General features: G+C 53.2%; 20 protein-coding genes. 10 read left to right on the forward strand and 10 right to left on the reverse strand.

From position 1 onward, the window contains the following. The first annotated feature begins 42 nt into the window (after positions 1 to 42). On the forward strand, positions 43 to 930 hold the full coding sequence (rarD, locus tag G163CM_RS16970; RefSeq protein ID WP_231825707.1) for an EamA family transporter RarD: 888 nt from the start codon (positions 43 to 45) through the stop codon (positions 928 to 930). A 39-nt stretch (positions 931 to 969) separates the two neighbouring features. On the opposite strand, the gene G163CM_RS16975 is transcribed toward rarD, so the two are convergent. Further along, positions 970 to 1,266, reverse strand: coding sequence for a hypothetical protein (locus G163CM_RS16975; protein ID WP_231825708.1), 297 nt, complete (start codon positions 1,264 to 1,266; stop codon positions 970 to 972). 169 nt (positions 1,267 to 1,435) lie between these two features. Here G163CM_RS16975 and G163CM_RS16980 point away from each other — a divergent pair, with 169 nt between their 5' ends. After that, positions 1,436 to 1,819: a hypothetical protein gene (locus G163CM_RS16980; RefSeq protein WP_231825709.1), complete on the forward strand. Its 384-nt coding sequence runs from the start codon at positions 1,436 to 1,438 to the stop codon at positions 1,817 to 1,819. A gap of 43 nt (positions 1,820 to 1,862) precedes the next feature. On the opposite strand, the gene corA is transcribed toward G163CM_RS16980, so the two are convergent. The 8 genes from corA to lptM form a co-directional block, all read right to left on the reverse strand. Continuing rightward, on the reverse strand, positions 1,863 to 2,813 hold the full coding sequence (corA, locus tag G163CM_RS16985; RefSeq protein WP_015966427.1) for a magnesium/cobalt transporter CorA: 951 nt from the start codon (positions 2,811 to 2,813) through the stop codon (positions 1,863 to 1,865). A gap of 153 nt (positions 2,814 to 2,966) precedes the next feature. Next, a complete protein-coding gene (gene ysgD / locus G163CM_RS23575) occupies positions 2,967 to 3,023 on the reverse strand; it encodes a YsgD/CorL family protein (RefSeq protein WP_350435819.1) in 57 nt (18 codons plus the stop codon). A gap of 148 nt (positions 3,024 to 3,171) precedes the next feature. Beyond that, positions 3,172 to 5,334 carry a DNA helicase II gene (uvrD, locus tag G163CM_RS16990; protein WP_015966428.1) on the reverse strand — a complete coding sequence of 721 codons (2,163 nt, stop codon included), beginning with the start codon at positions 5,332 to 5,334 and terminating at the stop codon, positions 3,172 to 3,174. Between the two features lie 140 nt (positions 5,335 to 5,474). Next, positions 5,475 to 6,191: a 5-amino-6-(5-phospho-D-ribitylamino)uracil phosphatase YigB gene (yigB, locus tag G163CM_RS16995; RefSeq protein WP_015966429.1), complete on the reverse strand. Its 717-nt coding sequence runs from the start codon at positions 6,189 to 6,191 to the stop codon at positions 5,475 to 5,477. After that, the gene (gene xerC, locus G163CM_RS17000; RefSeq protein WP_149464884.1) at positions 6,191 to 7,093 is read right to left on the reverse strand and encodes a tyrosine recombinase XerC; all 903 of its coding nucleotides are present in this window, start codon (positions 7,091 to 7,093) and stop codon (positions 6,191 to 6,193) included. Before xerC ends, yigB begins: the two co-directional genes overlap by 1 nt. Further along, complete coding sequence (locus G163CM_RS17005) at positions 7,090 to 7,797, reverse strand: DUF484 domain-containing protein (RefSeq protein ID WP_015966431.1); 708 nt, start codon at positions 7,795 to 7,797, stop codon at positions 7,090 to 7,092. The genes xerC and G163CM_RS17005 overlap by 4 nt, the downstream gene beginning before the upstream one ends. After that, the gene (gene dapF, locus G163CM_RS17010) at positions 7,794 to 8,618 is read right to left on the reverse strand and encodes a diaminopimelate epimerase (RefSeq protein ID WP_015966432.1); all 825 of its coding nucleotides are present in this window, start codon (positions 8,616 to 8,618) and stop codon (positions 7,794 to 7,796) included. The genes G163CM_RS17005 and dapF overlap by 4 nt, the downstream gene beginning before the upstream one ends. A gap of 35 nt (positions 8,619 to 8,653) precedes the next feature. Next, positions 8,654 to 8,857 carry an LPS translocon maturation chaperone LptM gene (gene lptM / locus G163CM_RS17015; RefSeq protein WP_015966433.1) on the reverse strand — a complete coding sequence of 68 codons (204 nt, stop codon included), beginning with the start codon at positions 8,855 to 8,857 and terminating at the stop codon, positions 8,654 to 8,656. A gap of 186 nt (positions 8,858 to 9,043) precedes the next feature. Between lptM and G163CM_RS17020 the strand changes: the two genes are divergently transcribed. The 6 genes from G163CM_RS17020 (at position 9,044) to cyaY (ending at position 17,099) form a co-directional block, all read left to right on the forward strand. Beyond that, on the forward strand, positions 9,044 to 10,390 hold the full coding sequence (locus G163CM_RS17020; protein ID WP_231825710.1) for a hypothetical protein: 1,347 nt from the start codon (positions 9,044 to 9,046) through the stop codon (positions 10,388 to 10,390). Positions 10,391 to 10,394: 4 nt separating this feature from the next. Then, a complete protein-coding gene (locus G163CM_RS17025) occupies positions 10,395 to 11,777 on the forward strand; it encodes a hypothetical protein (RefSeq protein WP_231825711.1) in 1,383 nt (460 codons plus the stop codon). 116 nt (positions 11,778 to 11,893) lie between these two features. After that, on the forward strand, positions 11,894 to 13,336 hold the full coding sequence (locus G163CM_RS17030) for a DKNYY family protein (protein ID WP_231825712.1): 1,443 nt from the start codon (positions 11,894 to 11,896) through the stop codon (positions 13,334 to 13,336). After that, the gene (locus G163CM_RS17035) at positions 13,333 to 14,643 is read left to right on the forward strand and encodes a DKNYY domain-containing protein (RefSeq protein WP_338050178.1); all 1,311 of its coding nucleotides are present in this window, start codon (positions 13,333 to 13,335) and stop codon (positions 14,641 to 14,643) included. The genes G163CM_RS17030 and G163CM_RS17035 overlap by 4 nt, the downstream gene beginning before the upstream one ends. A gap of 60 nt (positions 14,644 to 14,703) precedes the next feature. Further along, entirely contained in the window at positions 14,704 to 16,731 is a 2,028-nt protein-coding gene (locus G163CM_RS17040) for a hypothetical protein (RefSeq protein ID WP_231828392.1), read from the forward strand. Between the two features lie 47 nt (positions 16,732 to 16,778). Beyond that, a complete protein-coding gene (cyaY, locus tag G163CM_RS17045; RefSeq protein WP_231825714.1) occupies positions 16,779 to 17,099 on the forward strand; it encodes an iron donor protein CyaY in 321 nt (106 codons plus the stop codon). A gap of 287 nt (positions 17,100 to 17,386) precedes the next feature. Here the strand turns inward: cyaY and cyaA are convergent, their stop codons facing one another. Continuing rightward, the gene (gene cyaA / locus G163CM_RS17050) at positions 17,387 to 19,933 is read right to left on the reverse strand and encodes a class I adenylate cyclase (RefSeq protein ID WP_231825715.1); all 2,547 of its coding nucleotides are present in this window, start codon (positions 19,931 to 19,933) and stop codon (positions 17,387 to 17,389) included. A gap of 360 nt (positions 19,934 to 20,293) precedes the next feature. Between cyaA and hemC the strand changes: the two genes are divergently transcribed. Together hemC and hemD are read left to right on the forward strand one after the other, a co-directional pair. Next, a complete protein-coding gene (gene hemC, locus G163CM_RS17055) occupies positions 20,294 to 21,235 on the forward strand; it encodes a hydroxymethylbilane synthase (RefSeq protein ID WP_231825716.1) in 942 nt (313 codons plus the stop codon). Beyond that, positions 21,232 to 21,972 (forward strand): uroporphyrinogen-III synthase, encoded by a 741-nt coding sequence (gene hemD / locus G163CM_RS17060; RefSeq protein ID WP_231825717.1) that lies wholly within the window; start codon positions 21,232 to 21,234, stop codon positions 21,970 to 21,972. The genes hemC and hemD overlap by 4 nt, the downstream gene beginning before the upstream one ends. The last annotated feature ends 19 nt before the right edge of the window (positions 21,973 to 21,991 follow it).

The raw sequence follows: 21,991 nt of genomic DNA on the forward strand, positions 1-21,991 counted from the left end.
ATCGGGTAAAATCAGTTTACTTTTTTGTAACGGATGACTCCGATGGATGCCAAACAGACGCGGCAGGGCGTGCTTCTCGCTCTCGCCGCCTATTTTATTTGGGGTATCGCTCCGGCGTACTTCAAACTTATCTACTATGTGCCTGCCGATGAAATCCTGACGCACCGCGTGATCTGGTCCTTCTTCTTCATGGTGGCGCTGATCAGCATCAGCCGTCAGTGGTCGGCGGTGAAAACGCTGCTGCAAACGCCGAAGAAAATCTTCATGCTGGCGCTCTCCGCCGTGCTAATTGGCGGTAACTGGCTGCTGTTTATCTGGTCGGTGAACAACCACCATATGCTGGAAGCGAGCCTGGGTTACTTTATTAACCCGCTGGTGAATATTCTGCTGGGGATGCTGTTCCTCGGTGAGCGCTTCCGCCGGATGCAGTGGCTGGCTGTGGCTCTCGCCGCCTGCGGCGTGTTGGTGCAACTGTGGACGTTTGGCTCGCTGCCAATCATCGCTCTGGGTCTGGCATTCAGCTTCGCCTTCTATGGCCTGGTGCGCAAAAAAATCGCTGTCGATGCACAAACCGGCATGCTGTTTGAAACCCTGTGGCTGCTGCCTGTCGCGGCCATTTATCTGTTTGGCATTGCCGACAGCGCCACCAGCCATATGGGCAGCAACAGTTGGTCGCTGAATCTGCTGCTGATTGCCGCAGGCGTGGTGACGACGATTCCGTTGCTCTGTTTCACCGGCGCGGCAACCCGTTTACGCTTATCAACGCTGGGCTTTTTCCAGTATATCGGCCCAACCCTGATGTTTATCCTGGCGGTGACCTTCTACGGCGAAATGCCGGGTGCCGATAAAATGGTGACATTTGCCTTTATCTGGGTAGCACTGGCGATCTTTATTATGGATGCGGTGTATACACAGCGGCGAAAACGTTAAAAACGAAAAGGGTAGCTATTATTTAGCTACCCTTTAATGTTATTTTTTGTGGGTAAACAGCAAGACAATAAATAATATAATATTAGTTACTGGAAATACGCCCAGCACACCAATAAATTTATTCCAACCAATGGACATCAGATAGCGCGCATTGATCTGGCAGAACCCGAAGCTTAACCCTATTCCAATCCCCCTCAAATTCAGAGTAGTACAAGACCACAGAACAAACAGAAGGACGATACTAATCACCCACCATCCAATCCAGGCTTTAATATACTCAGACTTAGAAAAAGGTTTATTACCAAAAAAAACTTGCCAAAAACTTTTCTCTTGCATTTTATGAGTTCCATTCATTAAACATATTAATTGTAAAGTCTTATATCTATTTCTTGCTGTATAGCCCGTTTATCATGCCATTATCCGACATGTGTGTCATCAGGCAATTCAGTGTAATATAAATTTATGCGAGAAAATCATCATTACTTATTAATAAAAAAGAGTGTATATGAAGACGTTGATCAGAGATATTTTTTATCCATCCACAACCGACACATTGAAGCGAATGCGCTTTGTTATTTATACATCATTATCATGGATAATATTGCTTTCATTAATGACTGAAAATACAATTATTCATTTAATATTTATTTTCATCAACACATATATTCATATTAATATCGGTGCTAAAAGAATCAGAGATTCAGGCTGCAGAGCACGTTTTTTTATCGCGTTGTCTATTGGTGTAAATATCTTTTGTACTGCCAGCGTCGCACTACATGGAGCAGATTGTGATAACATTGGTATACAACTCAATGTCGCCTGGATAATTCTCACGACATTATTGCTCTCAGTTATTTCTTCTGTCAGGCAGGAACATTCTTCAGCATGAAGCAATGCCGGGGCCAGCGGTTTTATCGCCAGCCCCTGGATTTCTATAGCCAGTTCTTCCGTTTAAAGTACAGATATGGCGCCAGCCCGGCGAGCATCATAAAGATAATCGCGCCGGGGTAGCCGAAGCTCCACTTCAGCTCCGGCATAAACTCGAAGTTCATCCCATAGCTGGAGGCCACCAGCGTCGGCGGCAGGAAGACCACGGAAACCACCGAGAAGATCTTGATGATGCGGTTCTGCTCGATGTTGATAAAGCCCATCGCCGCCTGCATCAGGAAGTTGACCTTCTGGAACAGCGATTCGTTATGCGGCAGCAGGGATTCGATATCTCGCAGAATTTCACGCGCCTGCTCCAGCTGCACCGCCGGTAAACGCGCTTTACGCACCAGGAAGTTAAGCGCGCGCTGGGTATCCATCAGACACAAACGCACCTTCCAGCCGATATCTTCCAGCTCTGCCAGTGTGGAAAGCGCCTCGTCATATTCATCGCCCTGATGACCTTCCATGATGACGCGGCTCAGTTTTTCCAGATCGCTGTAGATGTTTTCAATTTCATCCGCCAGCTGTTCAATCTTGGTTTCAAAGAGATCGAGCAGCAGCTCATAGGCGTTACCGTCCACCATTGACTGGTTACGGGCGCGCATACGATAGAGACGAAACGCCGGCAGTTCGCGTTCGCGCAGGGTGAAGAGTCGCCCTTCGCGGATGGTGAACGCCACGGTGGAGTTACCTGCGTGATCGTCTGCATCTTCATAGAAGAAGAAGGAGTGGATGTGCAAACCGTCTTCGTCTTCAAAGAAACGCGCGGATGCTTCGATGTCTTCCAGTTCAGGGCGCGTGGCCAGGTTCTGGCCCAATTCCTTTTGCACACGGTTTCGTTCTTCATCGTCGGGTTCGACTAAATCAACCCACACCGAACTGGCGAGATGGCTGATTTCGTCCGCTTCAAGACGCGTTAAACGATTTTTTTCCAGTTGAAATGCGCTCAGCATGACCGGGACTCCCAATGCAAAAAATTATCGGACAGCCGGTGGGCACACAGAAACAAATTGGGTTTCAGACCATTAAACAGCCTGACTCATTGCGACGGGGAAATGACACGAGTCGCCGACAACCGCTAAGGCTATCAGCATAAGAGGATAGCCTTAGGAGTTGTTCCTGAATGACAGGAGAGTGAGCCAGCATCTACTGGGTGTGTCCAAGGCATTTGTCCTCTTAGCGTAATCGTGCGCGCATGTTACGCCAGCAAAAAAACCGCGTCAACACGCAACGGAAGGCTAAATGGTAAGATTTACCTCATTCACTGTAAGGCTAGCAGACTCTCAAAAAATCACGATACTTTTCGGACAGTTAGACTGTTTCCAGCTTCGCATACGCCGCAACCAGCCATTTGATCCCCTGCCCCTGGAACGCGACCTGCAAGCGGCTGTGCTCGCCGCTACCTTCCAGATTGACGATCGTACCTTCGCCAAACTTAGCGTGGCGCACGCGCTGGCCAAGTTTATAACCGGTGTCGTTTTCGGAAATCGGCGTCCCCATGCGCTGATGGCTCACCGGACGGCTGACGGTGGCACGCAGGCGTACCTCTTCCACACAGTTTTCCGGCAGCTCGCCGATAAAACGAGAAGGACGGTGATACACCTCTTTACCGTACAAGCGACGCGTTTCGGCGTAGGTCAGCGTCAGTTTCTGCATCGCACGCGTCACGCCAACGTAGGCCAGACGGCGTTCCTCTTCCAGACGCCCGCCTTCCTCCAGCGACATCTGGCTCGGGAACATGCCCTCTTCCATGCCGACGATAAACACCTGCGGGAATTCCAGCCCTTTCGCCGAGTGCAGCGTCATCAGCTGTACCGCGTCCTGCCAGGTATCCGCCTGCCCTTCGCCCGCTTCCAGCGCGGCATGAGACAGGAACGCCTGCAACGGCATTAAATCTTCGTCTTCTTCGTTGTACGCAAACTGGCGCGTCGCCGTCACCAGTTCGTCTAAGTTTTCGATTCGCGTCTGGCCCTTTTCGCCCTTTTCCTGCTCGTACATCATGCGCAGGCCGGAGTCTTTCACCACGCGGTCTGTCTGCACGTGCAGCGGCATATCCGCCGTTTCCTGGGCCAGCGCGTCAATCAGTTCCATAAAGCGCTGCAACGCGCTCGCCGCGCGTCCTGCCAGCGCTTTTTCCTGCAACAGCTCGCGGCACGACTGCCACAGCGTAAGCTGGCGATCGCGCGAGGTCTGGCGCACCACATCCAGCGTGCGGTCACCGATGCCGCGCGTCGGGGTATTCACCACGCGCTCAAACGCCGCGTCGTCGTTGCGGTTGGCAATCAGGCGCAGATACGAGAGCGCATCTTTGATTTCCTGACGTTCGAAGAAGCGCATACCGCCGTAAATACGGTACGGCATACTCGCCTGCAGTAACGCCTCTTCCAGCACGCGCGACTGGGCGTTGCTACGATAGAGAATGGCGCACTGGTCCAGCGCGCCGCCGTTGTCCTGCCAGGTTTTGATACGGTTAACCACGAAACGCGCTTCGTCGAGTTCGTTGAAGGCGCAGTAGAGCGAAATCGGCTCGCCGTCTGCACCGTCGGTCCACAGTTTCTTACCGAGACGACCGTTATTGTTCTCAATCAGGGCGTTCGCCGCGCTCAGAATATTGCTGGTAGAACGGTAGTTCTGTTCCAGACGGATAGTTTCAGCACCGGGGAAATCGTTGAGGAAGCGCTGGATGTTTTCCACCTGCGCGCCGCGCCAGCCGTAGATTGACTGGTCATCATCGCCGACGATCATCACTTTACCAGTGTCGCCCGCCAGCAGGCGGATCCATGCGTACTGAATGTTGTTGGTATCCTGGAATTCGTCCACCAGGATATTGGTGAAGCGCTCGCGATAATGCTGAAGAATGTGCGGCTTGTTAAGCCACAGTTCATGCGCGCGCAGCAGCAGCTCGGCGAAATCCACCAGCCCTGCGCGGTCGCATGCTTCCTGATAGGCCTGATAAACCTTCTGCCAGGTTTGCTCAACCGGATTGCCATAGCTTTGAATGTGGTGCGGACGCAGCCCTTCGTCTTTCTGGCTGTTGATGTACCACATCGCCTGGCGCGGCGGCCACTGCTTCTCGTCGAGGTTCATCGCTTTGATCAGACGTTTGAGCAGGCGCAGCTGATCTTCGCTATCAAGAATTTGGAAATCCTGCGGCAGATTGGCGTCCAGGTGGTGCGCGCGCAGTAAGCGGTGCGCCAGCCCGTGGAAGGTGCCGACCCACATGCCGCCCTGGGTGGTGCCCATCAGTTGCCCGATACGGTGGCGCATCTCTGCCGCCGCTTTGTTGGTAAACGTCACCGCCATAATGGAGTACGGTGAACAGTTTTCCACGGTCATCAGCCAGGCGATACGGTGAACCAGTACGCGCGTCTTACCACTGCCCGCCCCAGCCAGCACCAGCATGTTGGTGCGCGAAGCGGCGACGGCTTCGCGCTGTTTGTCATTAAGGCTGTCGAGCAGGTAAGAAACGTCCATTGATGGCACCGCCGCGTTAAGAATAGATAAACTGCGAAATGCCCGGTGGCGCTTCGCTTACCGGGTCTACGTTACCGTAGGGCGGATAAGCGTAGCGCCATCCGCCAAAACCCTGGAATTTTATACAGAACTATTGAGGATTATATCAGCGAGGTCAGCGATGCCAACCGGGAAATTTCGATATGCGGCAGTAAACGGCTATCAGCCACCTGCATCAGGTCGGCGTCTTGTGGTTTGATCCAGCATGCCTGCAAGCCGCTGCGAATCGCGCCCGCGACGTCCGTCGTCAGGTCATCGCCCACGTGCAGAATGGCGCTAAGCGGCACATCCAGCTTTTCAGCGGCCAGATGATACATATCGGCAAACGGCTTCGAGCGCCCATCCGGCCCGGCGCGCAGCACAAACTTAAAATAGTCGTTCAGGCCGAATAATTCTGGCTGGGCATTACCATTGGTGATCGCCACCAGCGGCCATTTTTCCGCAAGCTGTGCCAGCGTATCGTGGGTTTCCTGCGGAACATCAATTCGGCTGCGCCATTGGGCGAAATTGGCCATCGCCGCATTTGCGCCAATCGCCGCTTCCTGCGCGGTTAAGCCCGCGTTGAGCATGCCCAGTTCCAGCGCGCGGCGACGCCATTCGGTGACATCGTGATAAATTTCCGGCTCCGCTTTGCGCAGCGCGTCGCGCAGTTGCTGTAAATCGCGGTTTTCAAAATTGCACAGCGCCGGATGATAGCTGCGCACAAACGCCAGCGATTCCTGCTGGGTGCGATCAATCACCGGATGGTTGTCGTAAAGGGTGTCGTCCAGGTCAAACGTCAGTGCGGCGATGTGGCCCAGTGGTCGGTAAAAACGCATTATTTCCCCCGTTTAGCGCGTGGATGCGCGGCATCGTACACCGAGGCGAGGTGTTGAAAATCGAGATGGGTATAGATTTGGGTGGTCGAGAGATTGGCGTGCCCCAAAAGCTCCTGCACACCGCGCAGATCGCCGCTCGACTCCAGCATGTGGGTCGCAAAGGAGTGGCGCAGCTTGTGCGGATGCACGTGGCTGTTCAGCCCCTGCTTGATGCCCCACTCGGCAAACCGTTTTTGGACGTTACGCGCCGAGATACGTTTCCCCAGTTTGGAAAGAAACAGCGCGTCATCGTCGCTACCAAACAGCCCACGTAAATCGAGCCAGTGCTCAATCCACGCCACCGCGTTGCGGCCAATGGGCAGGCGGCGCTCTTTGCTGCCCTTGCCCATCACCCACACCTCCCCGGTGTCGAGGTCGAGGTGTTTGATATCCAGGTTCACCAGTTCAGAAAGACGCAGACCGGCGCCGTACATCACTTCGAGCATCGCGCGGTCGCGTACCGCCAGCGGATCGTTAATATCGATATCCAGCAGGCGATTGACGTCATCGACGTCGATATTTTTCGGCAGATGACGCGGCGCTTTTGGTGCGGAGATCCCTTTTGCCGGATTCGCGGGCAGCTCGCCCTGGCTCACCATCCAGTCAAAAAAGCTGCGCAACGCCGATAAGCGTAACGCCAGGCTGGCCGCCCCCAGCCCTTTTCGGCGACTGCGGGTGGCAAAGCTGCGCACCATGGCAGCATCACATTGTTGCCAGCGCTTCAGGCCCATCTGCTGGGCCAGTTCAATGATGGCATCAAGCTGACGCTGATAATTGAGGAGCGTAATCGGGCTAAGCTGGCGCTCGACGCCCAGATAACGCAGAAAACGCGTTACTGCCGCAGAGAGAAGTTCGTCATTCATGCGCGCTCAATCCAGCGCTCCAGCAGACCTGGCAACATCAATGCCACTTCCTGCAGAAGCTGCGTACCCTGCCCGGCTTCATAGTGATGCGCATCGCGGCTGGTGAACAGAATCACGCCGAGGTCAGCATCGCTGCCCATCATCGACATCGCCACCGAGCCAACGGCTTTCGCTTCTGGCAGCACCACCAGCAATTCAGGGCCGTTCAACGTGCCCAGATAGTGGCGCTCCTGACCAAGACGCTGAATACGCAGCGGTTCAAACGCCTGGCGTGACAGCACCAGTTGGGTGTATTTCGACGGCGCGCCCAGACGCCAGCGATCGGCAAAGAGACGAATCGACGCGCCCGCAAGGCCCAGATCGCGCGCCCAGCGATGAAAACGCAGCAGCAAATCGTCAAGACTTTCCGCGCTCGCCAGGCGATTTTGCAGATGCAGCAAACGGTAGAACAGCCCTTCGTTGGCCGTGGCCTGCTCCATCAGCAGCGACATGTTCTCTTCAAGCGTATGAATATGATTACGCGCGCGCGCCATGTGCCACTCAACCAGCGACACGGTACCGCGCACCGGGTGTGGAACACGCATCTGTTCCACGACCGCGGCATTACGTATAAAGAATTCAGGATGTTGCAACAGATAATCCACGACGGCGCGATCGTCGAGCGCGCTTAATGCTTCCTGCTGTTCTTCCCCGACTTGTTTCATAAGTGAATAAATCCGTCATAGACGTGTGCCGCCGGGCCAGTCATATACAACGGTTGACCCGGGCCTCTCCAGGCGATATCCAGACGTCCGCCCGGTAACTCCACGCGAACCTCTTCGTCCAGTAGCCCCTGCTGGATACCCACAGCCACCGCCGCACAAGCGCCGCTGCCGCAAGCCTGCGTCTCACCCGCGCCGCGCTCATAGACGCGCAAACGGATGTGATCGCGTTTAACCACCTGCATAAAACCGATATTGGCGCGTTCCGGAAAGCGATCGTGGCTTTCCATCACCGGGCCCAGCGACTCAACCGCCGCCGTTTCAACATCATCGACCTGAATCACGCAGTGCGGGTTACCCATCGAGACCACGCCGCACAATACTGTCTGCTCGGCCGCTCGCATAATATAGGTCTTTTCCGCTTTGTTGGCGCGGAACGGCACCTGCGAAGGCTCGAAATTCGGCTCGCCCATATTCACGCGAACCAGATCGTCGTCCGTCACGCTTAATACCATACGCCCGTTGGCGGTACTGACGCGAATATCACGTTTATTGGTCAGGCCTTTCAGACGCACGAAACGCGCAAAGCAGCGCGCCCCGTTGCCACACTGCGACACTTCGCTGCCGTCGGCATTAAAGATGCGATAGTGGAAATCGAGATCGGGATCGTAGGGCGGCTCGACGACCAGCAGTTGGTCGAAGCCGACGCCCAGATGCCTGTCCGCCAGACGACGAATCAATTCCGGCGAGAAAAACACATTCTGCGTCACCGCGTCGACGACCATAAAATCGTTGCCAAGGCCATGCATTTTAGAGAACTGCATTATCTACTCCAGTTACGCGGAACAGAACGGTGATATCAATAGTTGACTTGCGTCGGGCCGCCGTCATCACCGCGATCGTTACGATCCGGCGAATCCGTTTGGATCTGGCTATCCACGGGCTTGGTTGGCGTCGGCGCCGTTTTATCAGCCGGTGGGAAATAGAGCGGGCCTTTAAGGCCGCAACCGGTAAGGCTAAACAGCACAGCCAACACGGCCAGCGGTCGGAAAATGTTCTTCATTCCAGGGTACCTGTAGTTCAAGACTTTCTGCTTTCTATCATCGCAGGAGAAGGCGTAAAAGCAAGCGTTTAGCACCTCTTTATGGAATCCGAAAAGCAGCGGATTGTCATGATTGTAACGTATTCAGGTGGAGAAATAGGGTTTACTAGGGGTTTTGTGGGTCATGTACCTCGCCAGGATGGCTTTATGCACTATCGCAATCTGTTATTACCATCACGCGGTGTCAACCTCGCGGTCTTACTCCTGCCGCTTATAGCCCCCACAGCTTTTGCAGAGAAACTCAACTATCAGCAACAAGGGGAGGTAACGCTTTACGTTACCGAAGCTAAATCTCCTGAGATACTTTCCCGGATAACGGACGTCGATTTTCCCAAATTGCAGCGCATCCGGGATCTCTCACAATCCGAAGAGTCCACGGCGCTTACCACAATCAATACCGACACCCGCGCCTGCCGGGAAAGCTTCAGCGGAGTAATCTCATCCTGTAATAACCATTACGCCTGGCTCACTGATGGAAAACAGATCCTCTGGGCCGGGAAAAAAATGGATAACCCTGACGTCGCCAGTTTTCGCGCCTTCGGTAGATTTGCGGCAGATAAAGACAGCCTCTGGTTTGACGGCAAACGTACCGATACGAATCACGATTTTAAACTCGTCGATATGGCAACGCTGACCGAAACGGATGTCGAGGATCTGCTGAAAGATAAGCGTAATCTCTATTACGAAGGCCGCTGGATTGGTCACGCAGAGGGCTTTCGCGTACTGGGCCAGAAAAGCTGGAGCAGCAATGACACGCGGGAAGCGAATCCGTTACGCACCCGCAGGGGAGTAGATTTTATTGTCCACACCGCAGAACATATTTTCGTGAACGGTAAACCTATCGCCGCTGATACCAGAACCTTCAAGATTGTACGTTGGCTACCGGGAACCTTATTGATTTATCGCGATAAACATGGCGAGCACCATTATCCCATCGGCAACGAAGAACAAGATTGTAGCGTTATTTTTGATATTCAGTCCCGCCAGGTGACATGGCGTCGACGCCCTGTCAGTGAGTATAAGAACTGTCAGGTTGAGACGCTGACGGGCGTTGATCCCGAACATTTCTACCGGGTCAAAGCCTCCATGGCTTCATCGCCAGGGTGGTTCTGGCAGGTGAAAGCTTCCGCAGCCCAGGACCAGCAACTTACCACTATCGCTCTGGATGACCCGCAACTGGTTATAGATAAACGCATCAATGGTGGCAAGCATCACGGCTATTTTATCGCCCACGATGCGCTGTGGGAGGTCGCCACTTTCAGCAGGTTAACCGTGATGGGAAAAAAGCTACCCTACTATGGCTATATCTACGCCCACGATGATCGCTACGTTTACGCCTTCGAACCGGGGGACCAGCTTTTTCGTTACCTGTTGCCTGCGCCGGGCAGCGTAAATCCTGATGATGACGCGACGCGCAAAAAGATGGATGCAATTGAAGAGCAATACGATCCCATCAACAAACAGTGGCAGCCAGCACAGCGCAATCAAGGATGATTTTATGTTGAAGAGAACCCTATTATCCGCAGGGATAGTTTTACTGCTATCCGCCAACGCGCTGGCCTGCTCCGGGCGCGGAGGAACCTCGTTTGAATACCGCAAAGTGGGCAAAGGCAGCGCCTATGCAACGGTGGACTATGACCGTGACCTTGAAAAAACAGTGGTTGCCCGTTATGTCTCGCAATTACCTGACGTGCCTTTTCATCGGTTACGCCCTGTTCCGAACCAGGCAAAACCGGACTCGGAACGCAGAGATGGTTTGGTTGATGACATTATGCTGTCGTACCGGGAATATGCAGGCTGGTATTTCAACTGGATGACGGACGGTCGGCATATTTTGTGGGCGGGAAAAATCGTGCGTAATCCTCCCAATACACCGGCTGTTGATGCCACCAGTTTTCATGCATGGGGGCGGTTTGCTGCCGATAAATACAGTCTCTATTATGATGGTGAACGCACTGACGATAATCCCCGGCAAAGCCCTGTTGATATGGCAACGCTGGAAGAGATCGGCGGCAAAAATGCAAGAGGCGATGCCAGTGACGTCGTGAAAGACAGGCACAGTCTCTATTATCACGGTCGCCGCATTGGGGATGCCACGGGCTTTGCGCTTTTAGGGCTAAAATCGTGGGATCAACGTGGTTCGCTCATTGATTATAGTTCTTGCGAATCTGCCACCAACGCCGGGCCGTGGGATACGCTGATACGCAATACCCGGCAAGTTTTTCTTAATGGCGCTCCCATTCCAGCCGATCCTGATACCTTCCAGGTCGTGCGCTGGATGCCCGGCTCGCGGCTTATTTATCGCGATAAAAACGGAGAAAAGCAGCATTTATTTGGCCGGAGCTGCAACACTATTTTTACGCGACAACTGGGTAGCGTTACGTGGCGTACCCGCGCGCCTTCGCCGCGTGGCAATGATTGCCGCATTGAAACCCTTCCTGACGTCAACCCGGAACATTTTAACGTGATCACTCGTACCATGGCGCAGTACCGGGATCGTGTTTATATCGTCGAGGACACTGAGCTACTGGACCAGCACCTGAAAATCGTCTCAATTGCCGACGCAGACATCTCCCTGGAATATGGCATCAACGTTGCCAGTGATAATCGGGCTTACGTTGTTAGCTATGGCGCCATTCAGACTGTGCACACCGTTGACAAAATGGTGCCGATAAAAGAATCAGATGGCGAAAATTCCACCTATTTCAGCCATGACTCACGTTATATCTATGCCTTCCTGAACGGTAGGATGTGGCGCTACAAATCAGCGGTACCCACAGAAGCCTATATCAACGACGATTTTGATTTGGTTACCCACGAAGGTGTGTATCGCCGCAACGATGAAAACATCACGTTTACCCCAGCGGCTATCAGAAAATAGCGATGGCCTTTATGGATTCTGAAAAGTGACGATTTGCCGCGAAAGTTACGCTTACGTGCGGAGATTTATGTTCTGCTGGTAGTTTCGTGATCAACACCTCGCGCCAGGATGGCTTTATGCACTATCGCAATGTGGTTTGTTTGTTGGCTTGTTCATTGTTCTTATCGCCTGCCTGGGGATGTAAGCTTTCATCTGTGGATCCCAATGAGTATCAGCAACAGGGAAAAGGCGTGGTGTACCTGCGCCCTAATCAAAACACCAATCTTTCGCTACCGAACGTGAATTACAAGCGCCTGCGTCGGTTGGCGAATTTGTTAATTGACCCAGCGACACTGGAAGATTGGGAGGAAATACCGCCGTTAACCGATCTGTCTACTGATTATGATGTGAGGGGCGCAAATGCCTGGTATCCTCATTACTCCTGGCATAGCGATGGTCGCTATATTATTTACGCTGGCAAGATAGTGCAAAATCCTGCGGGTACACCGCCGGTTGACGTCACGTCATTCAAGGCTTGGGGCGATTTTGCCGCTGATAAAAATAGCCTCTATTTCAGAGGCGAACGCACGGATGACAATGGTGGTGACAAGCCTTTAGATAGCAAAACACTGCATCAGATGAATTTACCGCCGCCATGGGAACCTGACGTCCTCGGGCTGATATTGCGTGATGCTAACTTCCTGTATATCAACGGGCATCGTATTGCTGAGACCAATAGTTTCCGCGTGCTGGCGCAAAAGTCCTGGGATAAGCACGGAAAATTTTCCATGAAGTTTAGCTGCATTCGCAAACCATTCGGCCCCTGGGATACGCTGGCTCGTACACAGACGAAGATTATGCTCAACGGCGAACAACTGGATGCCGACCCGGATACCTTCACCGTTGTGCGCTGGATACCTGAAGCATTAATAAGCTGGCGAGATAAAAACGGCTTTCACCGAAAGGTACTGGATCAATATGCCCTGGACAGCAATGAGGAATATAGCTGCGGTAGTTTCAATGTAAAGGAACACCGCGTCACCTGGCGTAGTAGCTTCCCGGGTAAGGGAGCAGAATGCCAACAAGAAGAGATTCCCGGCCTCGATCCTGAACAGTTTCACCCAATTAGCGATGCTGTCGCGCAGTATCAGGACAAGCTGTACGTCATCGAAACAACGCCATTCGACGAGCTCAAGCTGAATATTGTTACGCTTGATGACCCGAAACTGATTATTAATAAACGCTTCAACGCCGGGAAGCGTCACGGTTACTTGCTCACAAGAAAGGGAGACGAGTTTGGGGATTCTGGTTTACAGGTGTTTGAATCCGCCGGGCCACTCATTTTATTTGATAACCACATCCCCAGCGAACGGGAAGCGCATCAGGGTAGCAGCAACCCTTATATCCAAAAATGGTTAGCCCGCGACGACAAATATGTTTATCGCTTCGATGGCATGCAGCTCTGGCGCTATCACACCGCAGATCCCCGAGCCGTGCGCGTCGTGAACGATCAACTCGATGGCAAAATTAACGGTGATGGCGAGTTTATACCCACTCCGCGCGATGAGGCTAAAAAATGAAAGTGATGAAAAAAAGTATCTCACTGGCGCTCATCCTGCTGGGGTACACGGTGGCAATTCCGGCCGTCCAGGCTGAAGGGTACGAATACTACTCTAGCCAGGGTGCCCTGGTTTACGGTTCAAACTTCGGGGGACAAAAGAAAATCATTGCCAAGTTTACGGGAATTAACAGCCGCGATTTGTACCCTGTGGAAAATATCTCTGGCGAGCAGGAACGATATATTATCGAAGATGAAGTCACCACAATTAAAGAGGAGTACCACTGGATAACGAACGGTCACGTCATTCTCTGGCGAGGGAAAATCGTGAGTAATCCTCCCGGTACGCCAACGGTCGATGTTGCCAGCTTTAAGGCTCTGGGCCGCTTCGCCGTCGATAAATACAGTCTCTATTTTGACGGTCAGCGCACCGAAAGCAATAGCGGCGCTTCGAAGGTGGACCTGGCAACCCTAAAAGCTATCGAAGATAACAGCAGCACGCTGGTTGACCGACATAACCTTTATTTATTGGGACGCAGGCAGGCCAGTAGCGACGATTTCAGCGTACTACAAAGTAAATTGTGGGGGGATATCGAGCGGTTCCGCCCACGCAATGAAGGGGCTACCTCCCGCGACCTGCTTATTCGTCATCGCCAGGATGTGTTTCTCAATGGTCAGCGCATTGCAGACGTTGATGCTGACACCTTTCACATCATTCGATGGATCCCCAATTCATTATTGGTCTACCGCGACAAACATGGTGAGCACCGTTACGCCTATGGCAACCCGGCAGGAAAAATGGCAACGACCGATGATGCGAATTCGTTTGAAATCGGTGAAAAAACCGTCCGCTGGCGCAGGCAACTCGCGCGGGATGACGCCTGGCCCACACAACTCTCGTGGGATGTCATATGGGGGGCCTGGCAGGATATTCCCAATGTTGATCCGGAACAGTTCCATCTGATTACTGACCGCATCGCGCAGTATCAGGATCGTCTGTATATCGTCAAACTGTCGCCAGTTGGCGAAGACCAGCTTAACGTTATCACCCTGGATACCCCTGATTTAGTGGTTGATCACGTCTTCAATGGTGGGAAAAAGCACATTTATATTATCAAGGACAGAACGTGGGTGCAGGATGTTCATGTGATTGCCACCCACGGTCCACTCACCATGGCTGAGAGTTTCGCCTGGGACGATCGCTATGTATATACCTGGCGGGGCCAGCGTCCTGCCAGAACTGAGTCGCCATGTCCGGAGCAAACCGTTGAGCAGGATGATGGCATAGTCATTAAGACCGAAGCATCAGAGTGCCACCGCACGCCGTAAAATGGGTCATTATTTTTTACGGGTAGTTTCATGATCAACACCTCGCGCCAGGATGGCTTTATGCACTATCGCAATGTGGTTTGTTTGTTGTCTTGTTCGTTGTTCTTATCATCGGCATGGGGATGTCGGCTTTCCGCGCCTGAGCATAATATTTACCAGAAACAAGGCAAAGGCGTGGTGTACCTGCGCCCTTATCAGGAAACAAATCTTTCTCTACCTGGCGTGAATTACAAGAGATTGCGTCGGTTACCCAATTTATTAATAGACCCGGCAACACTAGACGAATGGGATAAAGAACCGCCTCTGACTGATTTGACAACCGACTACCTCTATGAGGGCGCACAGGCCTGGTATCCTCATTATTCCTGGCATAGCGATGGTCGCTATATCCTCTACGCGGGTGAAGTAGTGCAAAACCCGCCAGACAAACCTCCCGTCGATGTCGCCTCGTTCAAGGCATGGGGTGATTTTGCCGCGGATAAACACAGTCTCTATTTCGAAGGCAAGCGCACCGATGACTATGGCGGAGAAAATAGTTTAGATATTAAAACGCTGCATCAGGTGAAATTCCATTTACCCTGGAAACCTGACTTTCTCGGACTGATATTACGTGACGCTAACTTCTTGTATGTCAATGGTCATCGCCTCGCTGACCCCGATAGTTTCCGCGTGCTGGCGCAAAAGCCCTGGGATCGGCGAGGAAAGTTTTCCACCGCTTTTAACCCCTGCGTTGCTGTGCCGTTCGGCCCCTGGGATACATTAGCCCGTACACACACGGAAATTATGATCAACGGCGAACAGCTTGATGCCGACCCGGAGACATTCGCTGTCGTGCGCTGGATGCCCGGTTCGCTATTGAGCTGGCGAGATAAAAGCGGCCTGCACCGGAAGGTGCTGAATCAGGGAAATCTGGACCAAGATAGGGCAAATAGCTGCGCAGCGTTCAATTTACAGGAACACTACGTTTCATGGCGTAAAGGGCCAGAATGCCAGCAAGAAGTCCTACCCGGCCTCGATCCAGAACAATTTCACCCTCTTAGTAATACCGTTGCTCAGTATCAGGACAAGCTGTTCACCTTCAAAAAAACGGAATTTGGCGAAAATAGGCTGGATATCGTCACGCTGGATAATCCTGGTTTGGTGATAGATAAACGCTTTAACGCGGGAAGAACTCACGGCTATTTACTGACCAAATTACAAGCTAATGGTGAAGAAGAAGATGGTCTCCAGGTATTCGAGTCTTCCGGGCCGCTTATCCTGATGGATTATCGTGTTCCCGATGAGCATGAGGCTCACCTTGGCGATAGCCCCCATTACAAGAAATGGTATGCACACGACGATCGTTATGTTTACGCATTCGATGGCTCACAGCTGTGGCGCTACCCAACACCCAATACCAAAGCCGTGCGGGTGAAATGGAAAACCGAACATTCAGGTTATGGCTACTGGGCAGACTACCGTAGTGGAGAGTTGGACGGCAGACTTCTTGAGGATGGTGCGTTTATTCCAACGGGAATCCCCTATAACTCATCCGTTAACATTGCTCAATACTCTGATGGCGAAAGCTCTTTTCTCGTCGGCGAAACCGATGTTAGCTGGCGTAAGCTTCGCTCTACAGACCAGGAATGGAGTCAATGGGAGAAACTCCCCGATATTGACCCAAAAGCATTTCATCCCATCACCGATCGTGTCGCGCAGTACAAAAATCATCTGTACATTGCGAAATTGTCTCCTTTTGGTGAAGACACCCTGGAAATCATAACGCTCGACTCTTCTGCACCTTTCCTGAAACAACGAATTAACGCCGGGAAAGACCATGGCTACTTTATGCGATCTTCCCGATTACGCGACGATATTCAAATTTTTGCCATTGATGGACCACTGAAGACCACCGAACGTTTCGCTTATGACAATCGCTATGTTTATACCTGGATAGGTAGCCAACTTTATCGAACCGCATCGCCCTGTCCGGCCAGGACACGTAATCTGGATCAGAACATGTTTTCATCCAATGATGACATCATCATCTTGAAGACGGAGGAAGAGTGCCGCAAAACACCAGACATTGAGCAAACTTTGAAGCCCTGACCCCATGCCGCTATACTGCCGCCATCACTTAAAAACAGGATACAACAATGAACGACAGTGAATTTCATCGCCTTGCCGACACCCTGTGGATGACCATCGAAGAGCGCCTTGACGACTGGGATGGTGACAGCGATATCGACTGTGAAATCAACGGCGGCGTGCTGACCATTACCTTTGAGAACGGCAGTAAAATCATTATCAACCGCCAGGAGCCGCTGCACCAGGTATGGCTGGCAACCAAACAGGGCGGCTACCATTTTGACATGAAAGGCGGCGAATGGATTTGCGATCGCAGCGGTGAAACCTTCTGGGATTTACTGGAACAGGCCGCGACGCAGCAGGCGGGTGAAGCGGTGAGCTTCCGCTGAGGTTTGTTGCCGGATGGCGGCTACGCCTTATCCAGCCTACAAATGCGATCAGTAGGCCGAATAAGACGCGCTAGCGTCGCCATCCGGCAAGCGAGCTCACAGCGGCAACAACGATTCTGACCCACCCTGCGACAATAAAAAGCAGAATCGCGCATAGCGCGTCACCGCCGAAACCGTTACGCATTATTCTCCCCCCCTGACCCGTTTCAGAGAGTGACATTAATGCGGAAAAATGAAGTCTGCGTGAAGTGCATGGCGGGAAAACCGACAGGTATTGCTATCCGGTATTACGAAAAATACTGCTGCAACAGCGGCGTGTCGTTATCCTGGTTACTCGGCGGGATCGTGCCAATCGCCTGGCTGCGGTAAGGAATAACCTGCGCGCGGCCATCCACTTTCACAATCTGGTAGAACTGCGGCAGGTTGAAGTTGATAAAGCTTGAGCCGTAGGTAAAGCGATCGTGCGAAGACGAGTAGAAGCGGCTGACGTCGCGCACCAGCTCCTCTTTGCTGCCTTCACAGTGGTGATACACTTCCGCGCGGTTGGTTTCATCCAGAATATAGATGTTAAAGCCCTGCTCTTCGCCGGAATCTTCAAAGAAGAACTGAATGATCCCTTCGCTGGCAAAGCCGTCCACCACCTGCGGCAGTTTGACGTGGTTGGTTTCCACCTGCACCGACAAACCATGCAGTTTGTTGTGCGAGATAGCGCCGTAGAATTCGATGGCGTTTTCCAGTTTCTGCACCGACACGTTCAGGCGTTCAAAGAACAGGCCCCAGGTCTGGCCGGATACGCGCAGCGCTTTGAAACGCCCGGTTTCCTGGCGCGTGCTGGAAAGGCGCAGGTCGATACATTCCGACACCAGCTGCTGGACGCGGGTACGAATCAGGCCGCGTAAATGCTGGCTGTAGCAGAACACATCCACGCTATCCGGCGGAGCAGCGTCCTGGTGCATTTTGCCGAGAATCGTTTTCAGCGCTTCAATCATCGCCTGCTCGCCGTTGAAGTGCAGCGTACGCACCTCGTTCCACGAGTTGCGATACAGCAGGTCAACGCTGCCGACGAGACAGTTTTGCTCTTCACCAAAGCTGAAGACGTCGAGCTTACGGAAGTCGAAATGGACGACCTGATTGCGGAAAGCCGCCGTCGGGTCATATTCGAGGTTGACGATAATCGCCAGATGGCGAATTTCGCACGGGCTGTAGAGCGCTTTTGGCGTCGGTGCAGGCAGACGCAGCGGGAAGTGATGGGAAACATCCGCCACCATCTCCTGCAATTTTGCCAGGTCGACAATACCGTTGCCTTTAATAAACAGGCGGGTGCGTGAGGTCAGCAGGCCGTTAAACCAGGCCCACGCCACCAGCTTATTAAGATAGCGGTTATATTCCAGTGGCTGATGGCTGACGATAGCTTCCATATTTGGCGCGCGGTTATAGAGATACCAACCGGTACGGTTGGCACGGCCCGGCGGCACGTGGATGAAGGTCAGGTTAGGCTCGGAGAGATCCGGTGAAATCTGCGGGTTAACCAGCGTCACTTTACCCGGCAGCGCTTCAAACGCCGCGTACAGTTTACGGGTCAGTACACCGATATCCTGCGGGCTGGCGGAGACGCTCAGGTTGTTGCGACGCGCGAAGCGGATCAGGTTACGGTAGCTCTGCATCATCGCGTCGAGCAATTCGTTGTGCGCCTCGCGCACCTGATCGATTTTCCAGTTCGCCCGGTTATCCAGTTTGGCGAGACGCGCTTCGTCCCAACCCCACTCTTTCACCAGTTGGCTGACCACTTCACGACGCCAGCCGACGCACGCACGTTCGCGGCTCAGCTTTTCGCACACTTTCAGATAGAAGCAGCGGCGTACAAGGTCAAGACGCGTCTCATCGTCAATCGCTTTGAGGTAGTCGGTAACGCGTTCCAGCATCATGCAGTAGGAATCGAGACCGAAGGAGACGATCTCGCCATCGTGCAGGCGCTGTTTGATATCTTTCGCCAGCAGGCGCGTATTGGGGTATTCCCAGGAGTAGGCTTCCAGCAGCAGGGTTTTCAGCACCGCTTTGTAGGGTGAGTCGATACTCTTATACAGCTGCCACAGGCTGGCGCCAAAGTACTCTTCCGCCGACAGCGAACTCAACCCGCCAAGGTCGAGCCACTCGTTCGGCGTCAGCACGCCCTGCGCGTAAAGCGTCATGACGTAGTCGTCGTAATGCTCTTCTTCTTCGCACGGCACCATATTCCATAGAATACGTTTCCCCGCGAGGCGCACGGCGGTGCGATAAAATTCATCCAGCAGCAAGATGTGCTGCGTGGAGCCGCAGTCTTCGCCGCCCAGGCTGCCGCTTTCGTTATGACGGAAGCGGTTTTCGTCGATCAGGAAGAAGCTGACTTCCACGCCCAGCGAGGCAGCCCAGCTTTCCAGCAGGCTGCATTTGCGTTGCAGAAGTTGACGTTCGTCGTTATCGAGCCAGGACTGGTGACAAACCCAGATATCGAGGTCAGAAGAGCAGCTTTGCCCCACGGACGAGGTGCTGCCCATTGAGTAGACGCCGGTTATCGGCAGCTCGCCTTTTGGCGAGACCTGCGGCGGCATACCACGGTGCAGTTCAAGTTCGTCGAGGTAGTGGCGTTGGGTTTCATCAGGCGTGTAGAGGCAAATGCCTTTGGGAACGTTACCGTCGAGGTAACCCGGCATTAGTGGGTGATGATAATGTAATAATGTCGGCAGCAGACTGTAAACCTGTTGGAACGCAGGTCCCATGGCAGCAAGCGCGCGATCCACACGCAGTTGATTAATGGCATCCAGTCTCTGTTTCAGTGTCTCAATATAGAGGTACAAGACATATCGCCTGATGTTCAAAACCTGGCGTAGCGCCCGTGAAGGGAAGTACGGAGGTTTTTAGAATTTCAACAAGAATCGTGGCCTTTGTCGCCCGTCCTTATGATTATGGTGGTGCGGACGAACAAATGGTTTAAAACGTGATCAATTTAACACCTTGCTGGTTGACCGTAAAGAAAGTTGCACTACATACAAGTGTAGCATCGTTTGTTATCTGTAAATTCCACAATACGTTTAGGTCTATATTGGAAACTTCCAGAAAATACGGGCCACCCAGACATTAGCCAAACACCGTGAAAACTAACATCATTAAAGCAACAATGTTAGGATGGTCCGTGGACGACAATGACGGTAACAAGCATGTTAGACAAAGTTTTGAGAATTGCCACACGCCAAAGTCCTCTTGCACTTTGGCAGGCACACTATGTTAAAGACCGCCTGATGGCCTGTCATCCAGGGCTGACGGTTGAACTCGTGCCGCTGGTGACGCGCGGCGATGTGATCCTGGATACCCCGCTGGCAAAAGTGGGCGGTAAAGGGCTCTTTGTAAAAGAGCTTGAGCTGGCATTGCTGGAAAACCGGGCCGATATCGCCGTTCACTCCATGAAAGATGTTCCCGTCGATTTCCCTGAAGGCCTGGGGCTGGTGACCATTTGTGAGCGTGAAGACCCTCGTGATGCATTCGTCTCCAACCACTATGCCTCGCTGGACGATTTACCGGCAGGCAGCATCGTCGGCACCTCCAGCCTGCGTCGCCAGTGCCAGATTGCGGAATATCGTCCCGATTTAGAGATTCGTTCTCTGCGCGGCAACGTCGGCACGCGTCTTGGAAAACTGGATAACGGCGATTACGACGCTATTATTCTGGCCGTCGCCGGTCTGAAACGTCTGAAACTTGACGATCGCATTCGACAGGCGATGCCGCCTGAGCAATCATTACCGGCTGTCGGCCAGGGTGCCGTCGGCATCGAATGTCGCCTGGATGATGACGTTACGCGGACGCTGCTTGCACCGCTCAACGATGCGCAAACGGCCACGCGCGTACAGGCGGAACGCGCCATGAACACGCGTCTGGAAGGCGGCTGTCAGGTGCCGATTGGCAGCTACGCCGAACTGACTGACGGCGAACTGTGGCTGCGTGCGCTGGTTGGCGCGCCGGATGGTTCTCAGATGGTGCGCGGCGAACGACGCGGCAAGCCGGAAGACGCTGAACGCATGGGCGTTGAGCTCGCTGAGGAGCTATTGAACAACGGTGCACGCGAGATCCTCACCGCCGTCTACAACGGAGAGAAGCCCGAATGAGTATCCTGGTCACCCGCCCGTCTCCAAAAGGAGAAGAATTAGTGAGCCGTTTGCGCGCACTGGGGCGAGTGGCCTGGAGCTTTCCGCTGATTGAAATCACCCCCGGTCGCGAACTTGCGCGCCTCTCTCCCGCACTGAACGCCCTAAGCTCTGGCGATTTGCTCTTCGCGTTATCGCCGCACGCTGTGTCATTTGCCCAGTCACAATTGCAGCAACAGGGCCAGCACTGGCCGCAGCAGGCGGCCTGTTTCGCTATTGGGCGCAGCACCGCGCTGGCGTTGCATCAGGTGAGTGGTTGCCAGGTGCGGTATCCTTTGGATCGGGAAATCAGCGAAGTCTTGCTACAATTACCTGAATTACAAAATATTGCGGGTAAGAAAGCGCTCATCTTACGCGGCAATGGCGGGCGAGAACTGTTAGGCGAAACGCTGGCCGCACGCGGCGCTGAAGTCACATTCTGTGAATGTTATCAACGCAGTGCTGTCCATTATGATGGGGCGGAAGAAGCCATGCGCTGGCAGAAACGTGAGGTGTCGACCCTCGTCGTCACCAGCGGGGAAATGTTACACCAACTTTGGGCACTCATTCCGCAATGGTATCGCGAGCACTGGCTGCTGCGCTGCCGTTTGCTGGTTGTCAGTGAGCGTCTTGCACAACTGGCCCGGGAGCTGGGCTGGCAGGAAATTCAGGTTGCCGATAGCGCTGACAACGATGCGCTGCTGCGCGCACTACAATAACTTCAAAACTGGAAGCCAT

This window comes from Pseudocitrobacter corydidari, assembly GCF_021172065.1.
In the GTDB taxonomy this organism is placed as follows: Bacteria; Pseudomonadota; Gammaproteobacteria; order Enterobacterales; family Enterobacteriaceae; genus Pseudocitrobacter; species Pseudocitrobacter corydidari.